Origin of the sequence: Pseudomonas brassicacearum (assembly GCF_009601685.2) — a bacterium.
Taxonomy (GTDB): Bacteria; Pseudomonadota; Gammaproteobacteria; order Pseudomonadales; family Pseudomonadaceae; genus Aquipseudomonas; species Aquipseudomonas kilonensis_B.
This window is the reverse complement of sequence record NZ_CP045701.2, coordinates 2,804,564-2,826,470: the sequence shown is the minus strand read 5'-3', so window position 1 is coordinate 2,826,470 and position 21,907 is coordinate 2,804,564. Positions and strand designations below refer to the sequence as shown.

General features: G+C 61.4%; 23 protein-coding genes. 8 read left to right on the top strand and 15 right to left on the bottom strand.

Features of this window, described 5'->3' with window-relative positions; translation table 11 throughout:
* Nucleotides 1-6 precede the first annotated feature (6 nt).
* From GFU70_RS12345 to GFU70_RS12325, 5 genes are read left to right on the top strand one after another with little or no spacing between them, the layout of a single operon-like run.
* Complete coding sequence (locus GFU70_RS12345) at nucleotides 7-723, top strand: hypothetical protein (protein WP_153388117.1); 717 nt, start codon at nucleotides 7-9, stop codon at nucleotides 721-723.
* 3 nt (nucleotides 724-726) lie between these two features.
* A complete protein-coding gene (locus GFU70_RS12340) occupies nucleotides 727-999 on the top strand; it encodes a MoaD/ThiS family protein (protein WP_058542407.1) in 273 nt (90 codons plus the stop codon).
* Nucleotide 1,000: 1 nt separating this feature from the next.
* A complete protein-coding gene (moeB, locus tag GFU70_RS12335) occupies nucleotides 1,001-2,137 on the top strand; it encodes a HesA/MoeB/ThiF family protein (protein WP_058542406.1) in 1,137 nt (378 codons plus the stop codon).
* Nucleotides 2,138-2,173: 36 nt separating this feature from the next.
* Entirely contained in the window at nucleotides 2,174-3,478 is a 1,305-nt protein-coding gene (locus GFU70_RS12330) for an MFS transporter (RefSeq protein WP_077505729.1), read from the top strand.
* Nucleotides 3,479-3,526: 48 nt separating this feature from the next.
* Nucleotides 3,527-4,696: a spermidine synthase gene (locus tag GFU70_RS12325; protein ID WP_058542404.1), complete on the top strand. Its 1,170-nt coding sequence runs from the start codon at nucleotides 3,527-3,529 to the stop codon at nucleotides 4,694-4,696.
* Between the two features lie 281 nt (nucleotides 4,697-4,977).
* Here the strand turns inward: GFU70_RS12325 and ubiT are convergent, their stop codons facing one another.
* The 7 genes from ubiT to norR form a co-directional block, all read right to left on the bottom strand.
* Complete coding sequence (gene ubiT / locus GFU70_RS12320) at nucleotides 4,978-5,448, bottom strand: ubiquinone anaerobic biosynthesis accessory factor UbiT (RefSeq protein WP_058542403.1); 471 nt, start codon at nucleotides 5,446-5,448, stop codon at nucleotides 4,978-4,980.
* Nucleotides 5,442-6,332 carry a U32 family peptidase gene (locus GFU70_RS12315; RefSeq protein ID WP_116642380.1) on the bottom strand — a complete coding sequence of 297 codons (891 nt, stop codon included), beginning with the start codon at nucleotides 6,330-6,332 and terminating at the stop codon, nucleotides 5,442-5,444. The genes ubiT and GFU70_RS12315 overlap by 7 nt, the downstream gene beginning before the upstream one ends.
* A gap of 11 nt (nucleotides 6,333-6,343) precedes the next feature.
* Nucleotides 6,344-7,339: a ubiquinone anaerobic biosynthesis protein UbiU gene (ubiU, locus tag GFU70_RS12310; protein ID WP_153388116.1), complete on the bottom strand. Its 996-nt coding sequence runs from the start codon at nucleotides 7,337-7,339 to the stop codon at nucleotides 6,344-6,346.
* 81 nt (nucleotides 7,340-7,420) lie between these two features.
* Nucleotides 7,421-8,668 carry a gephyrin-like molybdotransferase Glp gene (glp, locus tag GFU70_RS12305; protein ID WP_153388115.1) on the bottom strand — a complete coding sequence of 416 codons (1,248 nt, stop codon included), beginning with the start codon at nucleotides 8,666-8,668 and terminating at the stop codon, nucleotides 7,421-7,423.
* Nucleotides 8,665-9,219: a molybdenum cofactor biosynthesis protein B gene (gene moaB / locus GFU70_RS12300; protein ID WP_153388114.1), complete on the bottom strand. Its 555-nt coding sequence runs from the start codon at nucleotides 9,217-9,219 to the stop codon at nucleotides 8,665-8,667. Before moaB ends, glp begins: the two co-directional genes overlap by 4 nt.
* 270 nt (nucleotides 9,220-9,489) lie before the next feature.
* On the bottom strand, nucleotides 9,490-10,137 hold the full coding sequence (gene pdxH, locus GFU70_RS12295; protein ID WP_058542398.1) for a pyridoxamine 5'-phosphate oxidase: 648 nt from the start codon (nucleotides 10,135-10,137) through the stop codon (nucleotides 9,490-9,492).
* Between the two features lie 225 nt (nucleotides 10,138-10,362).
* Entirely contained in the window at nucleotides 10,363-11,895 is a 1,533-nt protein-coding gene (gene norR, locus GFU70_RS12290; protein ID WP_058546357.1) for a nitric oxide reductase transcriptional regulator NorR, read from the bottom strand.
* 160 nt (nucleotides 11,896-12,055) lie between these two features.
* Between norR and ytfE the strand changes: the two genes are divergently transcribed.
* Nucleotides 12,056-12,730 (top strand): iron-sulfur cluster repair protein YtfE, encoded by a 675-nt coding sequence (gene ytfE / locus GFU70_RS12285; RefSeq protein ID WP_058546356.1) that lies wholly within the window; start codon nucleotides 12,056-12,058, stop codon nucleotides 12,728-12,730.
* A gap of 186 nt (nucleotides 12,731-12,916) precedes the next feature.
* Here ytfE and GFU70_RS12280 read toward each other — a convergent pair whose 3' ends face one another.
* A complete protein-coding gene (locus tag GFU70_RS12280) occupies nucleotides 12,917-13,354 on the bottom strand; it encodes a hypothetical protein (RefSeq protein WP_058546355.1) in 438 nt (145 codons plus the stop codon).
* A 25-nt stretch (nucleotides 13,355-13,379) separates the two neighbouring features.
* Nucleotides 13,380-14,570: an NnrS family protein gene (locus GFU70_RS12275; protein WP_116642384.1), complete on the bottom strand. Its 1,191-nt coding sequence runs from the start codon at nucleotides 14,568-14,570 to the stop codon at nucleotides 13,380-13,382.
* Nucleotides 14,571-15,124: 554 nt separating this feature from the next.
* Here GFU70_RS12275 and GFU70_RS12270 point away from each other — a divergent pair.
* Nucleotides 15,125-15,808 carry a Crp/Fnr family transcriptional regulator gene (locus GFU70_RS12270; protein ID WP_046065833.1) on the top strand — a complete coding sequence of 228 codons (684 nt, stop codon included), beginning with the start codon at nucleotides 15,125-15,127 and terminating at the stop codon, nucleotides 15,806-15,808.
* Nucleotides 15,805-16,005, top strand: a complete 201-nt coding sequence (locus tag GFU70_RS12265) for a hypothetical protein (RefSeq protein WP_003202489.1) — start codon at nucleotides 15,805-15,807, stop codon at nucleotides 16,003-16,005. The genes GFU70_RS12270 and GFU70_RS12265 overlap by 4 nt, the downstream gene beginning before the upstream one ends.
* Nucleotides 16,006-16,009: 4 nt before the next feature.
* Here GFU70_RS12265 and GFU70_RS12260 read toward each other — a convergent pair whose 3' ends face one another.
* The 6 genes from GFU70_RS12260 to GFU70_RS12235 form a co-directional block, all read right to left on the bottom strand.
* Nucleotides 16,010-17,848 (bottom strand): nitric oxide reductase activation protein NorD, encoded by a 1,839-nt coding sequence (locus GFU70_RS12260; protein WP_058546352.1) that lies wholly within the window; start codon nucleotides 17,846-17,848, stop codon nucleotides 16,010-16,012.
* 186 nt (nucleotides 17,849-18,034) lie between these two features.
* A complete protein-coding gene (locus GFU70_RS12255; RefSeq protein WP_058546351.1) occupies nucleotides 18,035-19,462 on the bottom strand; it encodes a cbb3-type cytochrome c oxidase subunit I in 1,428 nt (475 codons plus the stop codon).
* 3 nt (nucleotides 19,463-19,465) lie between these two features.
* Nucleotides 19,466-19,906 carry a c-type cytochrome gene (locus GFU70_RS12250; RefSeq protein ID WP_116642386.1) on the bottom strand — a complete coding sequence of 147 codons (441 nt, stop codon included), beginning with the start codon at nucleotides 19,904-19,906 and terminating at the stop codon, nucleotides 19,466-19,468.
* 354 nt (nucleotides 19,907-20,260) lie between these two features.
* A complete protein-coding gene (locus GFU70_RS12245; protein ID WP_058546350.1) occupies nucleotides 20,261-20,518 on the bottom strand; it encodes a cytochrome C oxidase subunit IV family protein in 258 nt (85 codons plus the stop codon).
* Between the two features lie 12 nt (nucleotides 20,519-20,530).
* Nucleotides 20,531-21,115 carry a cytochrome c oxidase subunit 3 family protein gene (locus GFU70_RS12240; RefSeq protein WP_153388113.1) on the bottom strand — a complete coding sequence of 195 codons (585 nt, stop codon included), beginning with the start codon at nucleotides 21,113-21,115 and terminating at the stop codon, nucleotides 20,531-20,533.
* Nucleotides 21,099-21,833: a CbbQ/NirQ/NorQ/GpvN family protein gene (locus GFU70_RS12235; RefSeq protein ID WP_371856181.1), complete on the bottom strand. Its 735-nt coding sequence runs from the start codon at nucleotides 21,831-21,833 to the stop codon at nucleotides 21,099-21,101. Before GFU70_RS12235 ends, GFU70_RS12240 begins: the two co-directional genes overlap by 17 nt.
* Between the last annotated feature and the right edge of the window lie 74 nt (nucleotides 21,834-21,907).

Below are 21,907 nucleotides of genomic sequence, written 5' to 3'. Positions count from 1 at the left end.
CACCCCATGTTCAATAGCACAAAACTTTTAACGCTCGTCGCCGTTGTACGTAAAAATATCGAGGGAGGCGAGTTGCCTTTAACCACCTATTTGCAACCAGATTTTGCCACCACCCTGTATACTCGGCACGTCGAAGGTTCGCCCTCGTTCCCACCCCATCAAGCCCTCGGTAACGCCGAGCAGATCATGTTGGCCGAAGCGAAGAGCAACCTCAAAGCCTTGCTGCCGGAATGGACCAAATTATTGGACCTGCCGGTGAATATACATAAGTTGCTGACTCAACAAGTCAGTCTGACCAATCCGGTGCTGCCGCAACAAATGTTTCTGGGCGAAGCCGCATTTACCAGCATGACGGACCTTGAAGAGTTACTGGTGCATGAACTGTCCCATATCTGGTCCAGTTTGATCGCTGAGATTTACGACTTCCAGCTCAAGGACAGTTCGAACGACTACATATTGCCATCAGGAACCGGAGGCAAGAACCCTAGGGGTGTCTTGCTGGCTTGCCTGTTTGCGGTCGGCGCCGTGAACTACCACCAGCGGTTGCTGGTCAGCGGTTCCGGGCGAGCTCGTCCCGAACGACTCGACTACTTACACCAGTACTTCCTCAAAAGTCTGGCCACTCTCCAGGCCTCGGCCGAATTGTCCGAAATCGGAAAACTGATCACCTCCAGGCTGGATGCGTTTTCCAGCGACCTAACAACTAACACCGCTCAAGGATGACCTATGGCCGTCGTACACTTTCCCCGGCAGTTCATGTTTTACACCGAACAGCATAAAACATACGTCACTGAGGGCTTGTGTGTCAGCGATGTACTGAACAATCTGACCGCACGGTTTCCCGACCTGATTGGCCCGGTCTTCTCTGAGGACCTGTACCCGCTGCCGTTCGTGGGGTTGTTCGTCGACGGCATGCCCGTGACCAGTGAGCATGATCGCCGTTGTCCCCTGGACAGCAATGCGCAATTGATTCTGATCAACGCAGTGGCAGGTGGCTGACATGCAATGCAACCTGAAGACAGACACCTCCCGTTACGCCCGCCAAATCATCCTCAGCGAAGTCGGCGCTCAGGGGCAACAGCGTCTCAAAGACAGCAAGGTGCTGGTGGTCGGCGCCGGGGGACTGGGCTGCCCGGTACTCTTGTACCTGGCAGGTGCTGGCGTCGGGACGATCGGCATCGTTGATAACGACATTGTCGACGTGAGCAATCTGCACCGACAAATTCTCTATGCGATTGCCGATGTAGGTGACCTGAAAGTAGTGGCAGCCAAACGTCGCATCAATCAGTTGAACCCCGACATCGTAGTCCACACCGTTGCCACCACGCTGAACCCGGACAACGTCCTTTCGCTGCTGGCGGAATACGACATCATCGTCGACGCTACTGATAACTTCGACGCCAAATACCTCATCAGTGACGCCTGTATCGAGTGTGAAAAACCGATGGTTTACGCCTCAATCAGTCAGTTCGAGGGGCAGGTGTCGGTATTTAATTATTACAACCGGCACACTCAACAACGGGGGCCGTGCTTCCGGGATCTGTTCAAAACACCGCCGCCACCGCACTTGACACAAAACTGTTCGGAAGCGGGCGTTCTTGGCGTCATACCTGGCTTGCTCGGTTGCTTTCAGGCCAACGAAGTACTCAAGCTCATCCTTCGTGCCGGGGAGCCATTGAGCGGGCAATTGTTGTCTATCGACTGCCTGGACAACACCTTCCACCTGTTGAACATCAACAAAAAAACACGGGACCGTCCCCCTGCGAGAACGCTTGGCGCTACGACCACGCCTGCGTGGCGCGATAGCGACTGGCTATCACCCGACACCCTGCATGACTGGATAGCGACACAAGCGCCATTTCAATTGGTCGATGTGCGCGATGTCAGCGAGCATCAGCAAGGTTCGCTAGGCGGCAGACCGATTCCGCTCAAAGACATCATCAAGCGCCAGGAAGAACTCGATACCGCCCGCCGTATCGTTTTCTATTGCAAATCCGGCATCAGGAGCAAGGCGGCCCTTCTGGCAATTCGTACCGTCAGTCAGGAAGCAGAACTCTATAGCCTTGAGGGTGGCATCGAGCGGTATCTGGAGATTTACCCTAATGAACGTACCTCGTCTTTTTTTGAACACCCCTGATTGCGCAGCCACCTTATCCGGATCAAAGGTACGTCAATGAATGCAAATTTTTCAGGCATTACGTGGGGCTTTCCCGGCATCGACCGGCGTCTTCTGAAAGTGCAATTCAGCTTTTTGTTGATGGTTCTGGGGGGACGTTGCAATCAACTGGCGGTGGCCTGGTGGGCCTTGCAGGAAACAGGCTCAGCGCTCTATTTCGCCAACATGATTGCCTGTTCCATCGCGACGGAGGTGTTAGCCAAACCCCTGCTGGGATGGCTGGGGGACAAGTACAACAAAATCCTGATCATCAAGCTGGCCTCATGGATCAGCCTGCTGACAGCGCTGTTGATGGTGGTACTGTCCGCCACGGGGTCGTTCAACCCCTGGACGGTGGGCGCGCTGATGATGATCAGCAGTGCGATCGTCGGCGTACGCGACCCTCTCCAGGCTTCGATCATTCCTTTGTTTGCAGACGACGATAAAGTCTCCCTGGCCTTTCGGACCAAAAGCGTGATGTCGTCCTTTTCCATTCTGCTGGGACCGGTACTGGCCAGCGGGTTGATTTACGGATTCGGTATCACGTTCGCCTTTGCCGCCGATTTTTTTGCAATTCTCATCGCCGGGGCGTTGATCGCGACCATCCCGAGCCCCATCGGCGCCACTGACCAAGGCGAAAAAGCCCCGGGTGCCAGCGGCTTTAGCATGATCTATTCCGGCTTCAAAGTAGTTTACGGAGTGAAAGTCGAATTTTACCTGGCCATCATTGCAATGCTGATCAACTTTGCCCTGTTTCCGTTCTTCACCATCCTGATCCCATTGTATGTAAAGGACGTCATCCAATACCCGGTCACTTACATCGGTCTTCTGGATTCGTGCTTCGGACTGGGCATTCTGGCGGGGAGTTACAAGATCATCGGCTGGTTATCCGACCGGGTCCCCCGTGACATGTGTGTGTCCGCAGGTTTCGCATTGCTGGGGTGCAACCTTGTAGTGGTCGGGACCGTTTCATCGTCGTTCATCGTGCCCGCGGCCTTTTTCTGCGGCGGCGTCGGCCTGATGTTGATTAACATCCCCACTTCCGCTGTGAGGTTGCTGGCAACGCCAAAGCTCCATCGCAACCGGATTTTTGCAACGGTTTCATTTCTGTCTGCGGCGGCCAGCCCCTTGGGCAGTTTCGCGATGAACACCCTGATCGCCTCTTTGGGGGTTGCACTGACAATCACGCTGCTGGGCGCCATGGTACTGCTGTTGTCTTTGCTGGTCTTTCTGGTACCCGACTTTAAAACTTTCATGCGCTCCCAGGATACCCAGCTCAATGATGCCTATCTGGACAAATACCCTAAAGCGTTTGCGCACTGACGCGCCTCGCCGTACCCCAGCCTCTTACAAACGGAGTTGCCTTTCAATATGCTGGAATTCAAGGATCGACCTGAATCTGCTCGACATGAACAGATCTTCTGTGGCCAATATTATGACGACATGGGCTGTACCGGTTTTCTGGGCGACCCGTCCAAGGATCGAATCTCGGTGCTGATGCTGGGGCTTTCGGACGGTGTGGCGCTGGCGCCGATCGCAGCCAGCACCAGAGTGGCCAGTCTGTTGGCCGTTGATCTGGACGAGACCTCACTTGTGCGCAGCCTCGACAACCGGAACCGACTTTCAGCGCATATCGACTTTGACAGCGTGGTCGCCGATGCCGCGCACTTCCTGGTCGTCACCCCCGACCGGTACGACGTCATTATTGTCGACCTCTACACCCAGAGCGGTTATGCCCCGATCGTGTTTGATCATGGATTCCACCAACTATTGAAGAGCCGCCTCAACCCTCTTGGTCACGTGGTGTTCAACGGTTTTGGCGTTCCCATGAACCTGGATCCGTTCAACGGCCCTACGCCCCAGGCTTGGCTCGCCCACTGCCTGAACGACAGCTGGGGCGATATTCATCACCTGCCCCATCGACGCAATGCGACGTTCATTATCGGCCCACCGCCATCAACCACACCGCGCACCGCACCTACCGCGGAGGTTTTATGCGCCAGTGACCGGCTCTTTATGGACATCATGAGCCTTCGCCTGCGCTACCTGACACCCACGGTTATCCGTCACGCTCCGATTGCGCCCCCTGCGCTGGACTTCGTCGGGATTGATCTGGAGGTGCAAAAACGCTGGATGGACTCGTTACCGGCCTTGTCTGCGCTGCTTCCGGCCTCACTGAAGCTGAGCAAGCCCAACGATCTTCGAGTGTTACTGGATAACCCGGACGCTTGCCAAGCGCTGCAAGAGCGATTATTGAAGGACAAGTCGTCGCTGCGCACCACCCTGGCGTTACTGATAGCAGGCGAAGTCAATTTCTCGGACCGCGATATGTCATGGCTCCCCGACTGGGTCGTCGCGACACTGGAGAACAGCGTCGAGATCCACCCACGAGACTGGCTGGAGGGTTTATTCCCTTACGCCTATGGCGTCATTACCCACAGAACCCGGGGAGATGTGTCCAAAGTGGAAGGTTTTCGACGAGCGCTAGCCCGATTGTCACCGAGCGTTTCCGTGGGGCGTAGAGATTCAGACTTGATCTGACAGTTACCTAGTGCTCTCTCTGAAATAACTTTCTCACCTAAGTTATGTTTCTGTGGTCAGTCGGTGCTTGGAGTGAACACATGAACTCTCAGGTAAAGGGCTTCGCGCTACCAGGTTATTGCGGGGATACGCGGACAGGTCGGCTGTCAGGCCGCCATCGCGAGCAAGCTCGGCTCCCACATGGATGGGTTACATCCGCAGGAGCCAGGCCGGCTGTGAGGCCACCTATATCGCAGGCAAGCCATACACTGGATCTGCGTCGATCACAGCAACTCAACTTCTCACCCCGCCGCCAACCCCTTCCCTGCCCGCTCCAGATTGCGCCAGAGCCACGGTGGCAGGACGTCCGGATCAAGACTGTCGATCAAATTCTTCAACGCCAACCCCAACTCGGTATCCCCCTCGATCACCAAGCGGCGACGGAAGAACAGCGTGTCAGGGTCTTCCTGACGACTGGCCAGCAACAGGAATTCGCGCCAGTTGCCGCTGATGGTGACCTGGGCCTCGGCCCGTTCGGCAATGCGTAATCCCTCCCGCGCCAAGGTCAGGTACCAGCACAACTTCAGGTCGGGCACACGCAGGCACAACCAGCGCCCACGCAGCACCTCGAACCCGCCGTCGCGCAGCGGCTCGGCCAAGCAGCGATTGAGCGCCTGCTGCAACGCCAGGCGCTGCACCACAAACGGTACCTTGCCCACCAGCGGCAGCAAGCGGTCGGCACCTTTGAGTGCCCACTTCTTCGGACTCAACACAGGCCCGCCTCCTCTACTTTCAACATGCCGGCATGGCCGTGCCAGTAACCGTTGCAACCGTCCACGAACAGCGGTGGTGCCTCGCCCTGACGCACTTTGTCGAAGGCCGTGACCACCTCGGCCATGCCCTGGGCACGCGGGCTCAGGCGCAGCAGGTCGGCGCCACTGGCCATGAGTGCGTTGTAATCGGCCAGTAGATTCGTCACCTCGCCCGACATCGTCTGGATACCGTTGAGGGTGAACAACTGCTGGCCTTCCTGACTGCTCAGCGCCAGGCCGTCGGGGTAGTTGATGCAGCAGAACTGACAGTCGTCCTTGGGGCGGTTTTCGGCTCGGGCGGTAAAGCAGCGCGCCGAGTACGCCAAAGGCAGATGGCCGTAAGCGAATATCTCCACCTCGGGCACCTCGCGGTCCATCTCGCGCACCTGCTCCAGCACATCGCCGATCAGCGCCGCCGAGCACTCCACCGGCGGCACCCAGCGGACCAGGCCGTTGTCGAGCAATTGCCCCAGGGCGTGGCCGTTGTACAGGTTCAACGCCGGGCCTCCCACAAAGGGCAGTTTGCGTTCAGCCATGAACTGCACCGCGCCCATGTCATTGGCTTCCACCAACAACTGGCCGTTGTCACACAGGCGTCGCAGCGAGGACAGCTCCGAGGCTGCTTCGATCAGCGTCAGGCTCGACAACACAATCTGTGCCTGGCTGCACGCTTGCAGCTCACGCGCCAACCCCAACCATTGATCCAGGGAGAACGCCCGGCGTTTGGAGCACACGGTTTCCCCCAGGTAAATCACGTCCAGCGGCAATGCCGACATCTCGGCATAGAAATTCCCCAGTTGCGCTTTGTCCCAGTAGAACAGGACCGGTCCCAGGCTGAGTTTCATCTGGCCTCCCCTCATTGCCATGATCGATGGTAGGCACCCAGGGTGGTCTGGCTGCCTTCGGACAAGCCAGCCAGCACCTGGCGCCATTCTTCCTGCACCCGGAACCGTTGCGGCGCGACCTGGTGGGCATCCAGTGCCGCGCGCCAGACCCGGGTCACTTGTTCAACGTAGGCTGGGCTGCGTTGGCGACCTTCGATCTTCACCGCTTCGACGCCGATAGCCGCCAGCTCCGGCAGCAGGTCCAGGGTGTCGAGGCTGGTGGGTTCTTCCAGCGCATGGAAACGCTTGCCACCGACCAGGAAACGGCCTTTGCACAGGGTCGGATATCCGGCCGGTTCTTCGGGGGTGTAGCGGTCGATCAGCACCTCGCTCAGGCGTGCGCTGAGGCCTTGGGCATCCTCGCTCCAGCGCACCGCCTTGGCGGGCGAGCAGACGCCGCACAGGTTCGGTGATTCGCCGGTGATGTAGGAGGACAAGTGGCAACGGCCTTCAGCCATGATGCACAGGCTGCCGAAACCGAAGACTTCGATCGGCACCGGGCTGCCCGCCGCCACCTGCCGTACCTGGGCCAGGGATAGCACCCGCGGCAGCACAGCGCGACGGATGTCATAGCGCTGGGCGTAAAAAGCCAGGGCCGCGGCGTGGGTCGCCGAGCCTTGTACCGACAGGTGCAGCGCCAGTTTTGGATGGCGCTGGCGGGCGTAGCTGAGCACGCCAGGGTCGGCGGCAATCAGCGCATCCACGCCGAAATCGGCGGCGCGGTCCACCGCCCGTTGCCAGCGCTCCCAACCCTTGGGCTGCGGATAAGTATTGACCGCCACGTACAGCTTGCGTTGGTGCTGACGGATGTGTGCGACAGCCGCATCGAACTGTTTGTCGTCCATGTTCAGCCCGGCAAAATGCCGGGCATTGGTGTCATCGCGAAAGCCGACATAGACGGCATCGGCGCCTTGGCGCACCGCCGCTTTGAGGGCAGGCAGATTCCCTGCCGGGCAAACCAGTTGCATGGGGCATCCTCGTGAGAAAACTAAGGGCGCCGCCAGTCTAGCCAGACCTCGGCCGGCCACCTTGACGGCAATCAATTGCCGTCAATGCATCAAGCTCGCGAACGGCAGATACATCACCTTGTCGTGCTTGTGCACTTGCGCCTGGCACTCCACCACGGCCAAGCCATCGGCCCAGCACGCGGCCGCCAACATGGCCGAACTCTGCTGGGGATGCAGCTCGACACACAGCGAGCCATCGGCGCTCGGGGCCAATTTCGCCCGCAGGTACTGCCGTCGCCGGTTGGGCTTTGGCCAGTCGAACCCGGCCGGCAACTGCAACGCCACAGGCAACACGTCCTCCATGCCCTGAGCCCGGAACAGAAACGGGCGCACGATAATCAACATGGTGATCAGCGCCGCCGAAGGGTTACCCGGCAGCCCGATCCAGGGTTTGCCGGCCACCTCGCCAAAGGCCAGGGGTTTGCCCGGCTGGATCGCCAGGCGCCACAGGTCAACGCTACCCAGTGCTTCGATGGCTTGCTTGAGATGATCTTCCTCGCCCACCGACACGCCGCCGGAGGTCAGCAGCAAGTCGCATTCGGCCGCCGCCAGGCTCAAGGCTTGGCGACTGGCGAGCAGTTTGTCGGGCATGACGCCGTAGTCATGTACCTCCAGGCCCCAGCCGCGCAGCAGTGCCGCGAGGCTGTGACGATTGCTGTTGTAGATCTGTCCCGGTGCCAGCGTTTCGCCCGGCTCGCGCAGTTCATCGCCGCTGCTGAGCAGGCCAACCTGCAAGGGTCGATAAACGTCCACCTGCGCAATCCCGGCACCGGCCAGCAACCCCAGCTCCTGGGCCCGCAAGCGTTTTCCGACGGCAAGCAAACGGTCCCCGCGCTGCATTTCCTCGCCTTCCTTGCGCACATGCTCCCCGCCATTGACCGGTGGCAACCAGACCCGCTCCCCTTCCACCCGGCAGCTTTCCTGGGGCACCACGGTGTCGGCCCCCGGTGGCAGCGGCGCGCCGGTGAAAATTCGCACCGCCTGCCCGGCCTGCAACGGTTGACCCGGTGCCTCTCCGGCGGCAATGCGCCCAACCAAGGTCAGATGCCCCCCGCCGGCCGGCAGGTCGGCGGCCCGCAGGGCATAACCGTCCATGGCGCTGTTGTCCCACGGCGGCAGGTTCATGGGGCTGCGAATGTCTGCCGCCAGCACTCGGCCCAAGGCCTGGTCCAGCGCCACCCGCTGCACCGAAGGCGGCAGCGGTGCCTGATCCAGCAGGTAGCGGATGGCTTCATCCACCGGCATCAGCGCGCCGCTGTCACAGGCGCTGCCACACCCGCCGCTGCTCATGAACGCGCCTCACACGGTGCCAGGGCAATACCTGGCTGGGGCTTGAGGTGGGGGGTGAAATTGCACGGGCCGGTGCGGCTGTCCAATTGCCCGGCCAGGATCTGCTCCCAACCGGTCCGGCAGGCCCCTGGCGAACCCGGCAAGCAGCACACCAACACGCCGTTGCTCATGCCCGCCAAGGCACGCGATTGCAGGGTAGACATGCCGATCTGCGCCAGCGACACCTGACGGAACAGCTCGCCGAAACCGTCCACGTGTTTGTCCAGCAACGGCGCCACCGCTTGGGGGGTGTTGTCGCGCCGGGTGAACCCGGTGCCGCCGGTCATCAACACCACCTGCACCTTGGCGTCGGCAATCCACTGGGAAACCTGGGCGCGGATCTGGTAGATATCGTCCTTCACCAGCCCACGGTCGATGAGCACGTGTCCGGCCGTTTTCAGCAGGTCCGCCAGGGTCTGGCCCGAGGTGTCGGTTTCGAAAGTTCGGGTATCGCTGATGGTGAGCACCGCGATGTTCAGCGGTTGAAAGAGGCGTTGCGTCAGATGGGCCATGATCAGCCGTCCTGTCAGAAAAGATGGCCCAGCCTGAACCGCAATCGTGGCCGGGCCTATTCCTCCTTGGAGGTACCTCCCTCGGCGCCCCATGCAGGAACGATCCTGTCCTGCGTAGGAGCTGCTGTAGGAGCTGCTGTAGGAGCTGTCGAGCGAAGCGAGGCTGCGATCTTTCCCGAGGCACTTGAGTCTCAAGCGAAAGATCAAAAGATCAAAAGATCAAGAGATCGCAGCCTCGCTATGCTCGGCAGCTCCTACAAAGGCATCCATTCAGGGGGCCAGGCGGCTACGTTGCCAGGCACCGTCTTGCAGGCGGTAGTCGAGGCGATCGTGCAAACGGTCGGCGCGGCCCTGCCAGAATTCCAGCCGTTCGGGCCGCAGGCAATAGCCTCCCCAATGGTCGGGGCGTCGCACGGGTTGATCGGCAAAGCGTTTTTCGGTTTGCGCCAGCAAGGTTTCGAGTGCTGCCCTGCCCTCCAGTGGTTGGCTTTGTGGCGACGCCCAGGCGCCCAGGCGACTGGCGACAGAACGGGATTCAAAATAGGCATCCGACAATGCCGGATCGAGTTTGTCGACCGGCCCCTCAATCCGCACTTGCCGCTCCAGCCCTGGCCAGAAAAACGTCATGGCCGCCCAGGAGTTGACCGCCAGATCCTGGCCCTTGCCACTTTGATAATTGCCGAAAAACGAGAAACCTTCGTCGCTGAATCCCTTGAGCAACAAGATCCGGCAATGAGGCCGACCCTGCTCGTCCACCGTCGCCAGGGCCATGCTGTTGGCTTCCACCGGTGGGCTTTCGGTATCGCGGGCCTGTTGCATCCAGAGCCTGAACAAAGCCATGGGGTGGTCGGGTGCCTGGATTTCGTCCAGGCCATCGAGGGTGTACTGACGGCGCATTTTGGCCAGGGAAAGGGGCATGTCGGTGATCTCCACGATGGGTTTGCGCCAGTGTGCGCCTGGCCATCCGGGTCCGACTTGACCACCATCAATGTGGCCTCCCCCTGTAGGAGCTGTCGAGCGCAGCGAGGCTGCGATCTTTAATCTTTCGCTTGAGACTCAAGTGTCCCGGGAAAGATCGCAGCCTCGCTGCGCTCGACAGCTCCTACAGGTCAGTGCCTGACTCAGGAACAGGCGATCAAAGACTCATTTGAGCCCCAACCGCCGCGCCAGCTTGTGCAGGTTGCTCGGGTCAACCTCCAACAGCCGCGCCGCCCCCGCCCAGTTCTGCCCGCAGCGTTCCAGGGCCTTGAGGATCGCCTGTCGCTGGCAACCGTCGACAGCCTCGCTCAAGGGTTGCACGGGTGCATCCAACGCTTGCAGGGCCTGTTCCGGCAGCGCTTGGGCCGAGGCTGCGCTGGCATTGACGTCCAGATCCAGCACCTGCGGTTCCAGGGTCATGATCAGGCTGCGACTGGCGCCGCGGCTCAGTTGCTTGAGCGCCGCGCGACTGATCACGTGTTCCAGCTCCCGCACATTACCAGGCCAGGAGTACGCCAGCAGCGCCTGTTCGGCCGCCGGCGACAGGCGCAACCCACGCAAGCCCAGGCGTGTGCGGTTCAGTTCGAGAAAGTGCCCGGCCAGCATCAACACATCGTGGCCGCGCTCGCGCAGTGGCGGGATCGGCACCGGGTAGACCGAGAGCCGGTGGTACAGGTCGGCGCGAAACAGCCCGTCGCGAATGCTGTCGGGCAGGTGCCGGTTGGTGGCGGCGATGATCCGCACATCGACGTGCAGCGGCTTGTCCGCCCCCAGGCGCTGGATCTCGCCGTTCTGCAGGGTGCGCAGCAGCTTGGCCTGCACGCTCAACGGTAACTCGCCGACCTCATCGAGAAACAGCGTGCCGCCATTGGCCGCATCGAAGCGCCCGGCGCGGTCGCTGGTCGCCCCGGAGAACGCGCCTTTGACGTGGCCGAACAACTCGCTTTCGGCCAGGGACTCGGGCAACGCCGCGCAGTTGACCTGCACCAACGGCTTGTGACCGCGCCGGGACAGGCGATGCAAGCGCCGGGCGAACAACTCCTTGCCGACACCGGTTTCGCCGAGCAACAGCACTGGCAGTTCGGAATCGGCCAATACATCCAGCTCGTTGAGCAACTGCTGCAACCCCTCGCTGCGCCCGAGAATCTCACCCTCCTCTGCGGGCAGGCGCAAGTCCGCCGGATCGCTGCGCGATGCCCGCAAGCTACGGTTTTCCTGCTCGAGCCGAGTGACCCGCACGGCGGCCTCGATCTGCAACGTGCAGCGCTTGAGTTCCTCCCGGGCGCGGCTGTCGAAGGTGCCGGCGTGCAACGCATCCAGGGTGATCGCGCCCCAGAGCCGGCCTTCTACGTACAGGCTCACGCCCATGCAGTCATGCACCGGCAGCGGTTCACCGACGTGGTTATCGAGCAAGCCGTCATAAGGGTCCGGCAAACGGCTGTCCGGCTCGAACCAGGTGGGTTCGCGCGACGCCATGATCGCCGCCAGGCGCGGGTGCTGGGCAATCACGAAGCGCCGTCCCAGCGCCTCGTGGACCAGGCCCACGGTGGCCACGGGCCTGAGACTGTCATCGTCCAGGCGCAGCAGCCCCACGGCGCCACTGTTGAAGTATTCGCGCAGGGTCTGCACCAGGCGCTGCAATCGCACCGCATTGGGCAGCTCGACGATCAGGTCGGCGGCCAGGCTTTCACGCAGCATGGTAGTGATGACCCTCCAGGGTTCGTTTGACCCGTCACAGTCAGGGTGACAATCACCCTGGCAAAAATTTAATGCTTCATTTTCAGTCAGTTACATATGGCACGTTGGCTGCAACGTCCGCTTATCTGTCCCTCCCCGGGATTCAACCCAAGGAAACGTGATGAGCCTCGATCTGCTGGAACAAAGCCTTGGCCAACTGGCCTGCGATATTCCCGGTGCCACGCGCACCTTCCATCATTACAACCTCGACTTCTGCTGTGGTGGGCAAAAGTCCTTGCGTGACGCGGCCCTGGGCAAAGGCCTGAACCCGCTGCTGATCGCCGATGCCCTGCGCACGCTGCAAGCTGCCGGCGAACTGGGCCATGACTGGCGCGACGAGCCCCAGGCGACCTTGATTGCCCACATCCTGGAGCGCTACCACGCACGCCATCGCGAACAGCTGCCGGAACTGATCCGCCTGGCCCGGCGCGTCGAGCAGGTCCACGGTGCGCGGCCCAGTTGCCCCAACGGCCTGGCCGATCACCTGCAGGACATGTACCAGGAACTCGAAGGCCACATGCTCAAGGAAGAACAGGTGCTGTTCCCGATGCTGCAACAAGGCCTGGGCGAACGGGCCTCGGCGCCGATCCAGGTGCTGCGCTACGAACACGACCAGCACGGTGAAGCCCTGGAAACCATGCTCGCTCTGACCGACCAGATCACCCCGCCCGCCGACGCCTGCAACACCTGGCGCGCCCTGTATCGCGGGTTGGTGGAGTTTCGTGATGACCTGATGCAGCACATCCACCTGGAAAACAATGTGTTGTTCGTCAATGCGATGAAGCCTGTTCGCTGACCCTCAAACATTGCCCATTACTTCTGTGTTACTCCTGTGGGAGAAAAGCTTGCTCGCGATGGCGTAGTGTCAGTCAATATCAATGTTGACTGATTCACAGCCATCGCGAGCAAGCTTTGCTCCCACAGGCATTTGCAGCTCTCATTTGCACATTTGCAGCTCTAATTTGCCGCCCTCATCCGCAGCTCAAAACTGCCAATAGAACATCGCCTTGGCCAACACCACGATCAGCACCATGTGCCCCAGGATGCTGCGGCGCAACCAGCAGGCGCGGCGCGGCGTCAGGCGACCACTCTTGAGCCAGTACGCCAGCCACAAATAGTGACCGATGATGCTCAGCGCCAGCAGGATCTTCAGGCTCAGCAGCAGGCCGAAGCTGTTGCTCAACGGCTGGCTCAATGCGCCGCGATGCTGCCAGGCCAGGGCCATGCCGGCGCCGTACAGCACCAGCACGACGCCGTGCAGCACGTGCCGCGAGCGCTGGGCAATGGCCTGGTCGGCAGCGTCCCGGGTGCCTTGCGCCAGCGGCCGGCGAGCGCTATGCCAGATAAAGACCTCGAAAAACAGCGTGCCAATGAAGGCGATCGCCGCCAACAGGTGCGTAACCAGCAAGACCCCGTACATTATCGATTCCCTCCGCGCAACCGGCTCATCCCGGATGCCCATCCACCCGGGCCTTGAGCAGCATCGGCCCATAGCGCCAGGCGTACAAACCGAACGCCAACATCCAGCACAGCGTCGCCAGCCACAGCGCGGCCAACGGCAACAGCAGCACCAACAGCACGCGGCTCAGGCACGCCAGGTTCAGCAGGATGAACGCCAGGGTCATGCCCGCTGGCGGCTCAAGGGCGCGCCCGGTATGGCCCAGGCTGACACGGGCGATCATCGCCAGGATCAAACCGGCCATGGCGCCGATGGTCAAGCTGTGCACCGCCAGGCTCGGGTTCACCGGCACGCCGAAGTGCCACAGCGCCATGCCCAGGCACGCCACAGCCAGCCAGGCATAGGCCAGGTGCAACGACCACAGCAGCGGCACTTGCCACAAATCCCGATCATGCCAACGCACCAGTCGAATCCCGTGCCCCACCGCCAACGCGGCGAACAACAGGCCGACCCACACGCTGGCCGCCAGCGCCGGACCGAAGGCATACAGCAACGCCACCAGCGCCGACCCTGCCAGCAACAGGCGATCGAGCCACGGCCAAGGGGCAACGCCCTCGACCCGACCGAGGCCGCGCTGGGTAAAGAATGGAATCACACGACCGCCGATCAACCCCATCATCGCCGCCACCAGCCACAGGCCGGTGAGCACGCTCTGGCGCTGCAAGCCCTCGTTGTGCTGCACCAGGCCGTATACGGATAACGCATCGGCGGCGGCCAACAGCAGCAATACCAGGACAATCGGGTAATTGCGCTTCTGCCGCACACGCCACAACATCACGCCCATCAGCGCCGCGACCGCCAGGGCAAACCCCAACTCCAGCAGCGCCAGTAACGGCCAGGGCGCATCCACCAGCCAGGCCAACCGTGCACCGAGCCACAACGACGCCAGCGCCGCCAAGCGCTTGCCGCTGATCCCCGGAGTGCCCGTCCAGGTCTGCACCGCCGTCAGCAGGAACCCGGCGATGATCGCCAGGCCGAAACCGAACAACAGTTCATGCCGGTGCCAGGCCAACCAGCCGCCGGCCGGCTGCCAGGTCGACAACCGTCCGGTGAACGCCGCGAGCCAAAGGGGAACGGCCAACAGCGCCAATACACACCCGGCCAAAAAGAACGGCCGGAACGCCAGGCGCCACAACGGCAAAATGGCCATGGCCTTGCGACGGTCAAGCACTTGCATACACCACTCCTTTGCCTCGCTGAACCGCCAGCGAGGTGCGACAAATCAGGGTTCGAATGATCGGCTATCAACGCTGGCCGGCCTTGTCTCAGATCAAGCCAGCTCATCGGCAACCTCCCGTCTCGAACAAGCACTTGCAAGGGGCTTGCCGTTGTGGGAGCAAAGCTTGCTCGCGATGAAGACGCCGCGGTCTACAGCTGGCCCGCGTTATCGTTCATCGCGAGCAAGCTTTGCTCCCACAACGGCTCGCGCCCATAGAGACTGTAGCTGAATGGGGTATTAGTTACCCTTTAATGGTTGTTTTAACCCTAACAGGCCAGGGTCATTTATACCCACATCAGCGCCAGCGCCCCACGAATCAACGCCCGCAGGCCTGGCCCGGCTCTTGCTCAGGCACGGCATCACCTTTCTTGTCGGGGTCATCCATGAAATCTGTCGTTCTACCGCTTACCTGGTTCGTCTTGCTCTCCTGCGTCGTGGCGCTGGCCAGCGGCCTGTCCCTGAGCCTGGTCTGACCCCGAACACCTCTTTCGCAATCACAAGGATTCCATGCCATGGTGCTCCACCGCGTCCATCATCAGATTCTGCGCAGCCATCACCTGTTCGAGCCCTTGAACGAAGAAGAGCTCAACGAATTGATGAGTAACAGCCAGCTGCTGAACATCGACAAGGGTGATCCACTGTTCCGCCAGGGAGAACCGGCGCAGGCGTTTTACTTCGTGATTTCCGGGGCGGTGAAAATCTACCGGCTGACCCCGGACGGCCAGGAAAAAGTCTTCGAAGTGATCGGCGAGCGCCAGACCTTCGCCGAAGCCATGATGCTGATGGACACCCCCAACTACGTCGCGTCCGCCGAAGCCGTCGGCCCGACCCAGGTGTATCGGCTGTCCAACGCCACCTACATGCGCCTGCTGCAAAGCAACAGCCGGCTGACCTTCGCCCTGCTCGGCAAGCTCTGCGTGCGCCTGCACCAACGGGTCAACGAGATTGAAACCCTGTCGCTCAAGAACGCCACTCACCGCGTGGTGCGCTACCTGTTGACGCAACTGGTGCGCCTGCAAACCGTGGACAGCCAGTTCGAATTGCCGATGGCCAAGCAATTGATCGCCGGGCACTTGTCGATCCAGCCGGAAACCTTCTCGCGGATCATCCGGCGCCTGATCGATGAAAAAATCATCACTCAGGATGGTCGCCAGATCGCCATTCTCGATCGCCTGCGCCTGGAACAGTTCGAATGACTACACAGCCCACCTGCCTGTATTGCCAACAAGCCAACCCGATACACGAAACCGAATGTCGCCAGTGCGGCATGCCCCTGCCAGTCGAGGCCGCAAAGGCCAGTGAGCGCCGGTTGCGGCGCTTCACCTGGTTTTGTGTCGGCTTGACGATCTTCTGCATCGTCATGTTCTTCTGGCTGCCCCGCGACATCGTCTGAACCCTCAATCCTGAGTCAATTGCCGGTACAACTGCGGTAGACGCAGCGGCAGTTGCTCGGGCTGGCGAATCAAGGTGTAGCCGTTGGCCCCGAACATGTACGGCAGGTAATCCCCCGCTTCGCGATCGATGGTAATGCAGAACGGCGTCAGCCCTTGGCGCCGGGCTTCCAGCACTGCCTGGCGGGTGTCTTCCACACCGTAGCGTCCTTCGTAAAGGTCCAGGTCATTGGGCTTGCCGTCACTGAGCAGCAGCAACAATTTGCGCCGCCGCTTGCAGCCCGCCAACCGTTGCGTGGCCTGGCGGATTGCCGCGCCCATGCGTGTGTAGTAACCGGGCTTGAGTCCCTGGATCCGCCCCCGGGTGTGGTCGTCATAGCGCTGGTTGAACGCCTTGAGTTCATGCATGCGCACCTGCTGGCGGCGCAGCGAAGAGAACCCGTACAAGGCGAAATCGTCCCCCAACACCGACAGGGTTTCGCCGAACAGCAACAGGCTGTCGCGAATCACATCGATCACACGGTGCTCGTCATTGAGGTGGGCATCGGTGGACATCGACAGGTCCGCCAGCAGCAGGCAGGCCAGGTCGCGGCGGGTCTGGCGCTGGTCCATGAACAGCCCGCGTTCGCTGCACTGCCCGTGCTGGCGCTCGACATGAAAGTCCAGCCAGGCTTGCAGGTCCAGTTCCGAGCCTTGGGTTTGCTGGCGCAACCATTGGCGATCGTTGCGCAAGTGTTCGAACTGGCGACGCAAGCGCTGGGCCGAGCTTCGCAGGCGTGCGGGCAACGGCTGGGGCTGGCAATCGCGAGGAGTGAAGGTTTGCAGGCTGACGAAGTCGTCCTGCAACCGTTGCTTGCGGTAGTCCCATTCCGGCAACAGGATGCCTGCACCCAACGGGATGTCATCCACATCGGCCGGCGGCAGGTCCAGATGCAGTTTCAAGCCACCGCCCTTGCGCAAGCGGGTGCGCGAAAGCGTCAACTGATCCAAGTCCTCGGCGACACGAGCGGCGTCCGGGTCTTCGCTGTCATCCGCCCAGCGGTCCAGGTCCACGTGCTCGGTCCAACTGAAGAGGTTTTCCAGGCGCACGATCAGCAGCCCACCGTCACGGGTAGTGTCGTCGATTCGCTCGGCGCGCTTGCGCCCGCCCTGCTGTTCGCCGGGGGGCGTGGCCAGGTATTGCTCGGACTCCTCAAGGTTGGCGGCCTGGGGATTGGCCAGGTGTTGGGGTGGGTATAGCCACAGCGGCAACGGCCAGGCTGCCCGCTCGCTGCGTGGAAAACGTTCGACACTGCCCGGTTCGCGCAAGGCCTGGCACAACGCCCGCTCCAAGGCGGCTTCGGCCGGGTTGAGCGTGGCCGGATCGGGGCGCAGGGGCAGGTGTGCGTCCACCAGCCGCCGGTAACGAGGGCGCAGCGCCGGGTAGCGCTTCAACAGCGCCAGGGTCCAGCGCTGATTGTCCCGCCCCCAGTGCTTCATCGGCCCCGATTGCGCGGCCAGCAACGCGAGCCAGCGATACAGCTCTTCGTTGAGCCCGACATCGGGGAACGCCGCCAGGCTCGCCGGCAGCCGCAGATTGTCGCCATCGCAACAGGCCAGGGGCACTTGCTTGCAGGTGCCGGCGATCTGCTGCAACAGGTTGCGCCGCAGCAGCAGGTCGCGATCACTGACCGCTTCCACCCCCAGGTGAGGCGCACCGCCGGTGGCGCGAAACAGCACCTGCAACGAGCGTTGCCGGGGGACCAGTTCGACCCGTGCTTCAGGAAAATCGACACTGGCCCGACGGGTGATGAAACGGTGCCAGACACTGCCGACCCATTCTTCCAGCTCGAGGGTGAATGCCATGGTTATCTCCTCTTAAGCCGAACCCATTGTGGCGAGGGGATTTATCCCCGCTGGGCTGCGAAGCAGCCCCAGAAACGTCTGCTACTGCGGTGTTTCAGACAGGATGTAGGGGGCCGCTTCGCGCCCCAGCGGGGATAAATCCCCTCGCCACAAAAGCTCTCTCGCCACGGATTCAGTGGTGACCTGTCAAGAAGGCACCACCGCCGCCGGTGCGCGCAGGGCCGCACGGCCGCGTTGACGGAAGCTGAACAGGTAGCAGAGCAACCCGGCCAGGAAACCGACGCCGCTGACCAGTCGCGCCCAGAACAGCGGCTTCAAATGATCCATCGTGGCCATGAACGGCAAGGCGCTGCCATCCGTCATCCAGCGTTGCAACCAGACCTGGACGACACCGGCTGCGGTGAGGAACAAGGTGATCATCACCATCGACAAGGTCATCAACCAGAAGCCCCAGATCTCCAGGCGCTGCGAGCGTTCGTCCGCTGCTTCACCCAAGCCGCGCAAGCGTGGCATGGCGTAGCTGATGAGCGTCATCACGATCATGGCGTAGGCACCGTAGAAGGCCAGGTGACCGTGGGCCGCGGTCAGTTGCGAACCGTGGGTGTAGAAGTTGACCGGTGCCAGGGTGTGCAGGAAACCCCAGACGCCCGCGCCGAAGAACGCGGTGACCGTGGTGCCCTTGGCCCACAACGTGGCGGCGCGGTTCGGGTGTTGCCGACGACGGTTTTTCACCATGCTGAAAGCGAAGATCACCATGGCCAGGAACGGTAGCGGTTCCAGCGCCGAGAAGATCGAGCCGACCCACAACCAGACCTCGGGCGCGCCGATCCAGAAGAAGTGGTGGCCGGTGCCGATGATGCCGGTGATCAACGCCATGGCGATAATCACGTAGAGCCACTTCTCGACCACTTCGCGGTCCACGCCGGTGATCTTGATCAGGACAAAGGCAAGCATCGAACCCATGATCAGTTCCCAGACGCCTTCCACCCAAAGATGCACCACCCACCACCAGTAGAACTTGTCGCGGGCGAGGTTTTCCGGGTTGTAGAAGGAGAACAGGAAGAACACCGCCAGGCCGATCAGCCCAGTCATCATCACCATGCTGACCGTGGTCTTGCGACCTTTGAGCAGGGTCATGCCGATGTTGTAGAGGAACCCCAGGCACACCACCACGATGCCCATCTTGGTGATGGTCGGCTGCTCCAGGAACTCCCGGCCCATGGTTGGCAGCAAGTCGTTGCCGGTGAATTTCGCCAGCGTCGCATAAGGCACCGAGAGGTAGCCCAGGATCGTCGCCACACCCGCGGCAGCGAACACCCAGAACAGCACGATCGCCAGTTTCGGGCTATGCAGTTCGCGGTCGGCCTCCTCCGGTATCAGGTAATACGCCGCGCCCATGAAGCCGAACAGCAGCCAGACGATCAGCAGGTTGGTGTGGACCATGCGGGCCACGTTGAAAGGGATCAGCGGAAACAGGAAGTCGCCGACCACGTATTGCAGGCCCATGATCAAACCGAACAACACCTGCCCCAGAAACAGCATCAGGGCAAACACGAAGTAGGGTTTGGCGACGGCCTGCGAGGCGAATTTCAGATGCGGATTAGCCATGCTCATCTCTCAGCCCTCCTTGTTTGGCGGCCAGCCATTGGTATTGATTTTCGAGGTCCACTTGAGGAACTCGGCGATATCGTCGACTTCCTGCTCGCTCAGGTTGAACTGCGGCATGGCCCGACGGCCCGGAACGTTCAAAGGCTGCATCTTCATCCACGCCTGGAGAAAAGGCTTGAAGGCCTCGTCGCCACCGCGCCGGTTGACCACGTTGCCCAGCTCCGGCGCAAAGTACGCGCCCTCGCCCAGCAGGGTGTGGCAGCCGATGCAGTTGTTGCGCTCCCAGACGCCCTTGCCGCGTATCACCGATTCCGTCAATTGCGCCTGGTTGCTGCGTTCTGGAAAGGTCTGTTCCGTGTGGTAGGTCAGGGCCAGGAATATCAGGAAAAAGAAGATGCTTCCCCCGAAATAAATATTCCTGGCCATGCCTTTGGTGAAGGTATCTGACATGGTCACTTCCTCATTGCTTGGCGTGTTCATTCTAGGAAGCGAGGGGTGTGAAACCGCTTGATGGCGATCAAGAATCTCCGATGGTTTTGGTGGGTTGTTCCAACACAGCCCGAAAGGCGGGTGAGTTTTTGTGGCAAGGGAGCTGCTCCCGCTGGGCCTGTAGGAGCGGTGTAGGAGCTATGTAGGAGCTATGTAGGAGCTGACGAGTGCAACGAGGCTGCGATCTTTCCCCAGACACTTGAATCTCAAGCGAAAGATCAAGATCAAGATCAAGATCAAAAGATCGCAGGCTTCGCCAGCTCCTACAGAGCCCAGCGCGAGTGAGCTCCCTCGCCACAGGGGGTGTGTCGGGATTCAGAGGGCGAACGAGATTACGATCCCTATAACGGTCGCGAGCAGCGCCGCCCAGCTCAACACCAACCGCCGCCACAATCGCGGCGCGTGGCGCAGTTCCATGAAGCCGTCGGCGATCAGCCAGGCCTTGGCTACCGCGACCGCCAGGATGGCGATGGACACCAGCTCGCTAGCCGCGATCTGGCCCAGGGCGACGGTGCCGGTGCTCAGCACGGCCAGCGTCATCCAGCAGGCGATCAAGACACGGGAAGCCGACATGAGCACCTCCGCTCAATCAAGGATGTAGACCACCGGAAACAACACCACCCAGACCAGATCCACCATGTGCCAATACAGCACGCCGGACTCCAGCCCACTGTTGCGCTGCGGCCCATAGCGACGTCGCCGACAACCCTCGGCCAGCCAGGCGAGGATCACCATGCCCAGCAGCACATGCAGGAAGTGGAACGCGGTGAGGATCCAGTACAAGGTAAAGAACGTGTTGTGCTCCATGCCCAGGCCGCTCGCCAACAGATGGGCGTACTCCGTGAGCTTGATCCCCACATAGCCGCAGGCGAGCAACAGCGCCACACACAACAACAGTGCGCCTCGACGCGGCCGGTCCTGCCGGACTTGCTCCTGGGCCAGGGCCGCGAACAGGCCGGCGGTCAGCAGGCTGAGGGTCATCGCCAGGCCCGTGGAGCGGTCCAGCAATTGCCGGCCTTCGCTGAAAGTCTGCGGGTACAACGCTTGGGCGACGGTGAACGCCAGGATCAACAACGCAAACACCGACAGCTCGGCGAGGATGAAAAACCACATCGCCAGGTCCCCGGGCAAACGCCGGGGCACGGCACCGGTTTCAGCCAAAGTGGACATCGACCACATCCATCAACGCAGCGACGGTCTGCGGGTCGTCACTCAATGGCTCGGCCAGGCACGCCAGGCAGGCTTGGCGCGGATCCATGCCGGAGCCGATCATGCGCGCGGCGAAAATCAGCAGGCGCGTCGAGGCGACTTCCTCCAGGTCATGCTGATCGAGCCGGCGCAGCGCCTGTCCCAATCGCACCACCTGGGCCGCCAGGGCCAGATCAACCCCTGCCTCGCGGGCGACGATGCGCTCTTCATCGGCCACCGCCGGATAGCCAAAGCGCATCGCCACGAAACGCTGGCGAGTGCTGGGCTTCATGCCCTTGAGCAGGTTCTGGTAACCGGGGTTGTACGACACCACCAGCATGAAGGACGGCGGCGCCTGCAGCACTTCGCCGGTGCGTTCCAGGTACAGCTGCCGACGATCATCGGCCAGCGGGTGCAATACCACGGCCGTGTCCTGGCGCGCTTCGACCACCTCGTCCAGATAACAGATGCCGCCCTCGCGCACGGCCCGGGTCAAGGGCCCGTCCTGCCACCAGGTGCCCTGGGCGCCGATCAAGTGACGCCCCACCAGGTCGGCCGCGCTCAAGTCGTCGTGGCAGGCCACGGTGTACAGCGGCAGTTTCAGGCGGTGGGCCATGTGCTGGACGAAACGGGTCTTGCCGCAGCCGGTGGGGCCTTTGATCAGCACCGGCATGCCGTGATGCCAGGCCTGTTCGAACATCGCCTGCTCGTTGTCCTGGGGTTGATAAAAGGGTTCTTCGAGGTGCTGCAAAGTGTGGATAGCGTTCATGGCAA

What these genes read in the sequence shown, in the direction of transcription:
- GFU70_RS12345 (WP_153388117.1), top strand. Translation starts at nt 7, where the DNA reads ATGTTCAATAGCACAAAACTTTTAACGCTCGTCGCCGTTGTACGTAAA.
- GFU70_RS12340 (WP_058542407.1), top strand. Translation starts at nt 727, where the DNA reads ATGGCCGTCGTACACTTTCCCCGGCAGTTCATGTTTTACACCGAACAG.
- moeB (WP_058542406.1), top strand. Translation starts at nt 1,001, where the DNA reads ATGCAATGCAACCTGAAGACAGACACCTCCCGTTACGCCCGCCAAATC.
- GFU70_RS12330 (WP_077505729.1), top strand. Translation starts at nt 2,174, where the DNA reads ATGAATGCAAATTTTTCAGGCATTACGTGGGGCTTTCCCGGCATCGAC.
- GFU70_RS12325 (WP_058542404.1), top strand. Translation starts at nt 3,527, where the DNA reads ATGCTGGAATTCAAGGATCGACCTGAATCTGCTCGACATGAACAGATC.
- GFU70_RS12315 (WP_116642380.1), bottom strand. Translation starts at nt 6,332, where the DNA reads ATGAAACTCAGCCTGGGACCGGTCCTGTTCTACTGGGACAAAGCGCAA.
- ubiU (WP_153388116.1), bottom strand. Translation starts at nt 7,339, where the DNA reads ATGCAACTGGTTTGCCCGGCAGGGAATCTGCCTGCCCTCAAAGCGGCG.
- glp (WP_153388115.1), bottom strand. Translation starts at nt 8,668, where the DNA reads ATGAGCAGCGGCGGGTGTGGCAGCGCCTGTGACAGCGGCGCGCTGATG.
- moaB (WP_153388114.1), bottom strand. Translation starts at nt 9,219, where the DNA reads ATGGCCCATCTGACGCAACGCCTCTTTCAACCGCTGAACATCGCGGTG.
- pdxH (WP_058542398.1), bottom strand. Translation starts at nt 10,137, where the DNA reads ATGCCCCTTTCCCTGGCCAAAATGCGCCGTCAGTACACCCTCGATGGC.
- norR (WP_058546357.1), bottom strand. Translation starts at nt 11,895, where the DNA reads ATGCTGCGTGAAAGCCTGGCCGCCGACCTGATCGTCGAGCTGCCCAAT.
- ytfE (WP_058546356.1), top strand. Translation starts at nt 12,056, where the DNA reads ATGAGCCTCGATCTGCTGGAACAAAGCCTTGGCCAACTGGCCTGCGAT.
- GFU70_RS12280 (WP_058546355.1), bottom strand. Translation starts at nt 13,354, where the DNA reads ATGTACGGGGTCTTGCTGGTTACGCACCTGTTGGCGGCGATCGCCTTC.
- GFU70_RS12275 (WP_116642384.1), bottom strand. Translation starts at nt 14,570, where the DNA reads ATGCAAGTGCTTGACCGTCGCAAGGCCATGGCCATTTTGCCGTTGTGG.
- GFU70_RS12270 (WP_046065833.1), top strand. Translation starts at nt 15,125, where the DNA reads ATGGTGCTCCACCGCGTCCATCATCAGATTCTGCGCAGCCATCACCTG.
- GFU70_RS12265 (WP_003202489.1), top strand. Translation starts at nt 15,805, where the DNA reads ATGACTACACAGCCCACCTGCCTGTATTGCCAACAAGCCAACCCGATA.
- GFU70_RS12260 (WP_058546352.1), bottom strand. Translation starts at nt 17,848, where the DNA reads ATGGCATTCACCCTCGAGCTGGAAGAATGGGTCGGCAGTGTCTGGCAC.
- GFU70_RS12255 (WP_058546351.1), bottom strand. Translation starts at nt 19,462, where the DNA reads ATGAGCATGGCTAATCCGCATCTGAAATTCGCCTCGCAGGCCGTCGCC.
- GFU70_RS12250 (WP_116642386.1), bottom strand. Translation starts at nt 19,906, where the DNA reads ATGTCAGATACCTTCACCAAAGGCATGGCCAGGAATATTTATTTCGGG.
- GFU70_RS12245 (WP_058546350.1), bottom strand. Translation starts at nt 20,518, where the DNA reads ATGTCGGCTTCCCGTGTCTTGATCGCCTGCTGGATGACGCTGGCCGTG.
- GFU70_RS12240 (WP_153388113.1), bottom strand. Translation starts at nt 21,115, where the DNA reads ATGTCCACTTTGGCTGAAACCGGTGCCGTGCCCCGGCGTTTGCCCGGG.
- GFU70_RS12235 (WP_371856181.1), bottom strand. Translation starts at nt 21,833, where the DNA reads ATGTTCGAACAGGCCTGGCATCACGGCATGCCGGTGCTGATCAAAGGC.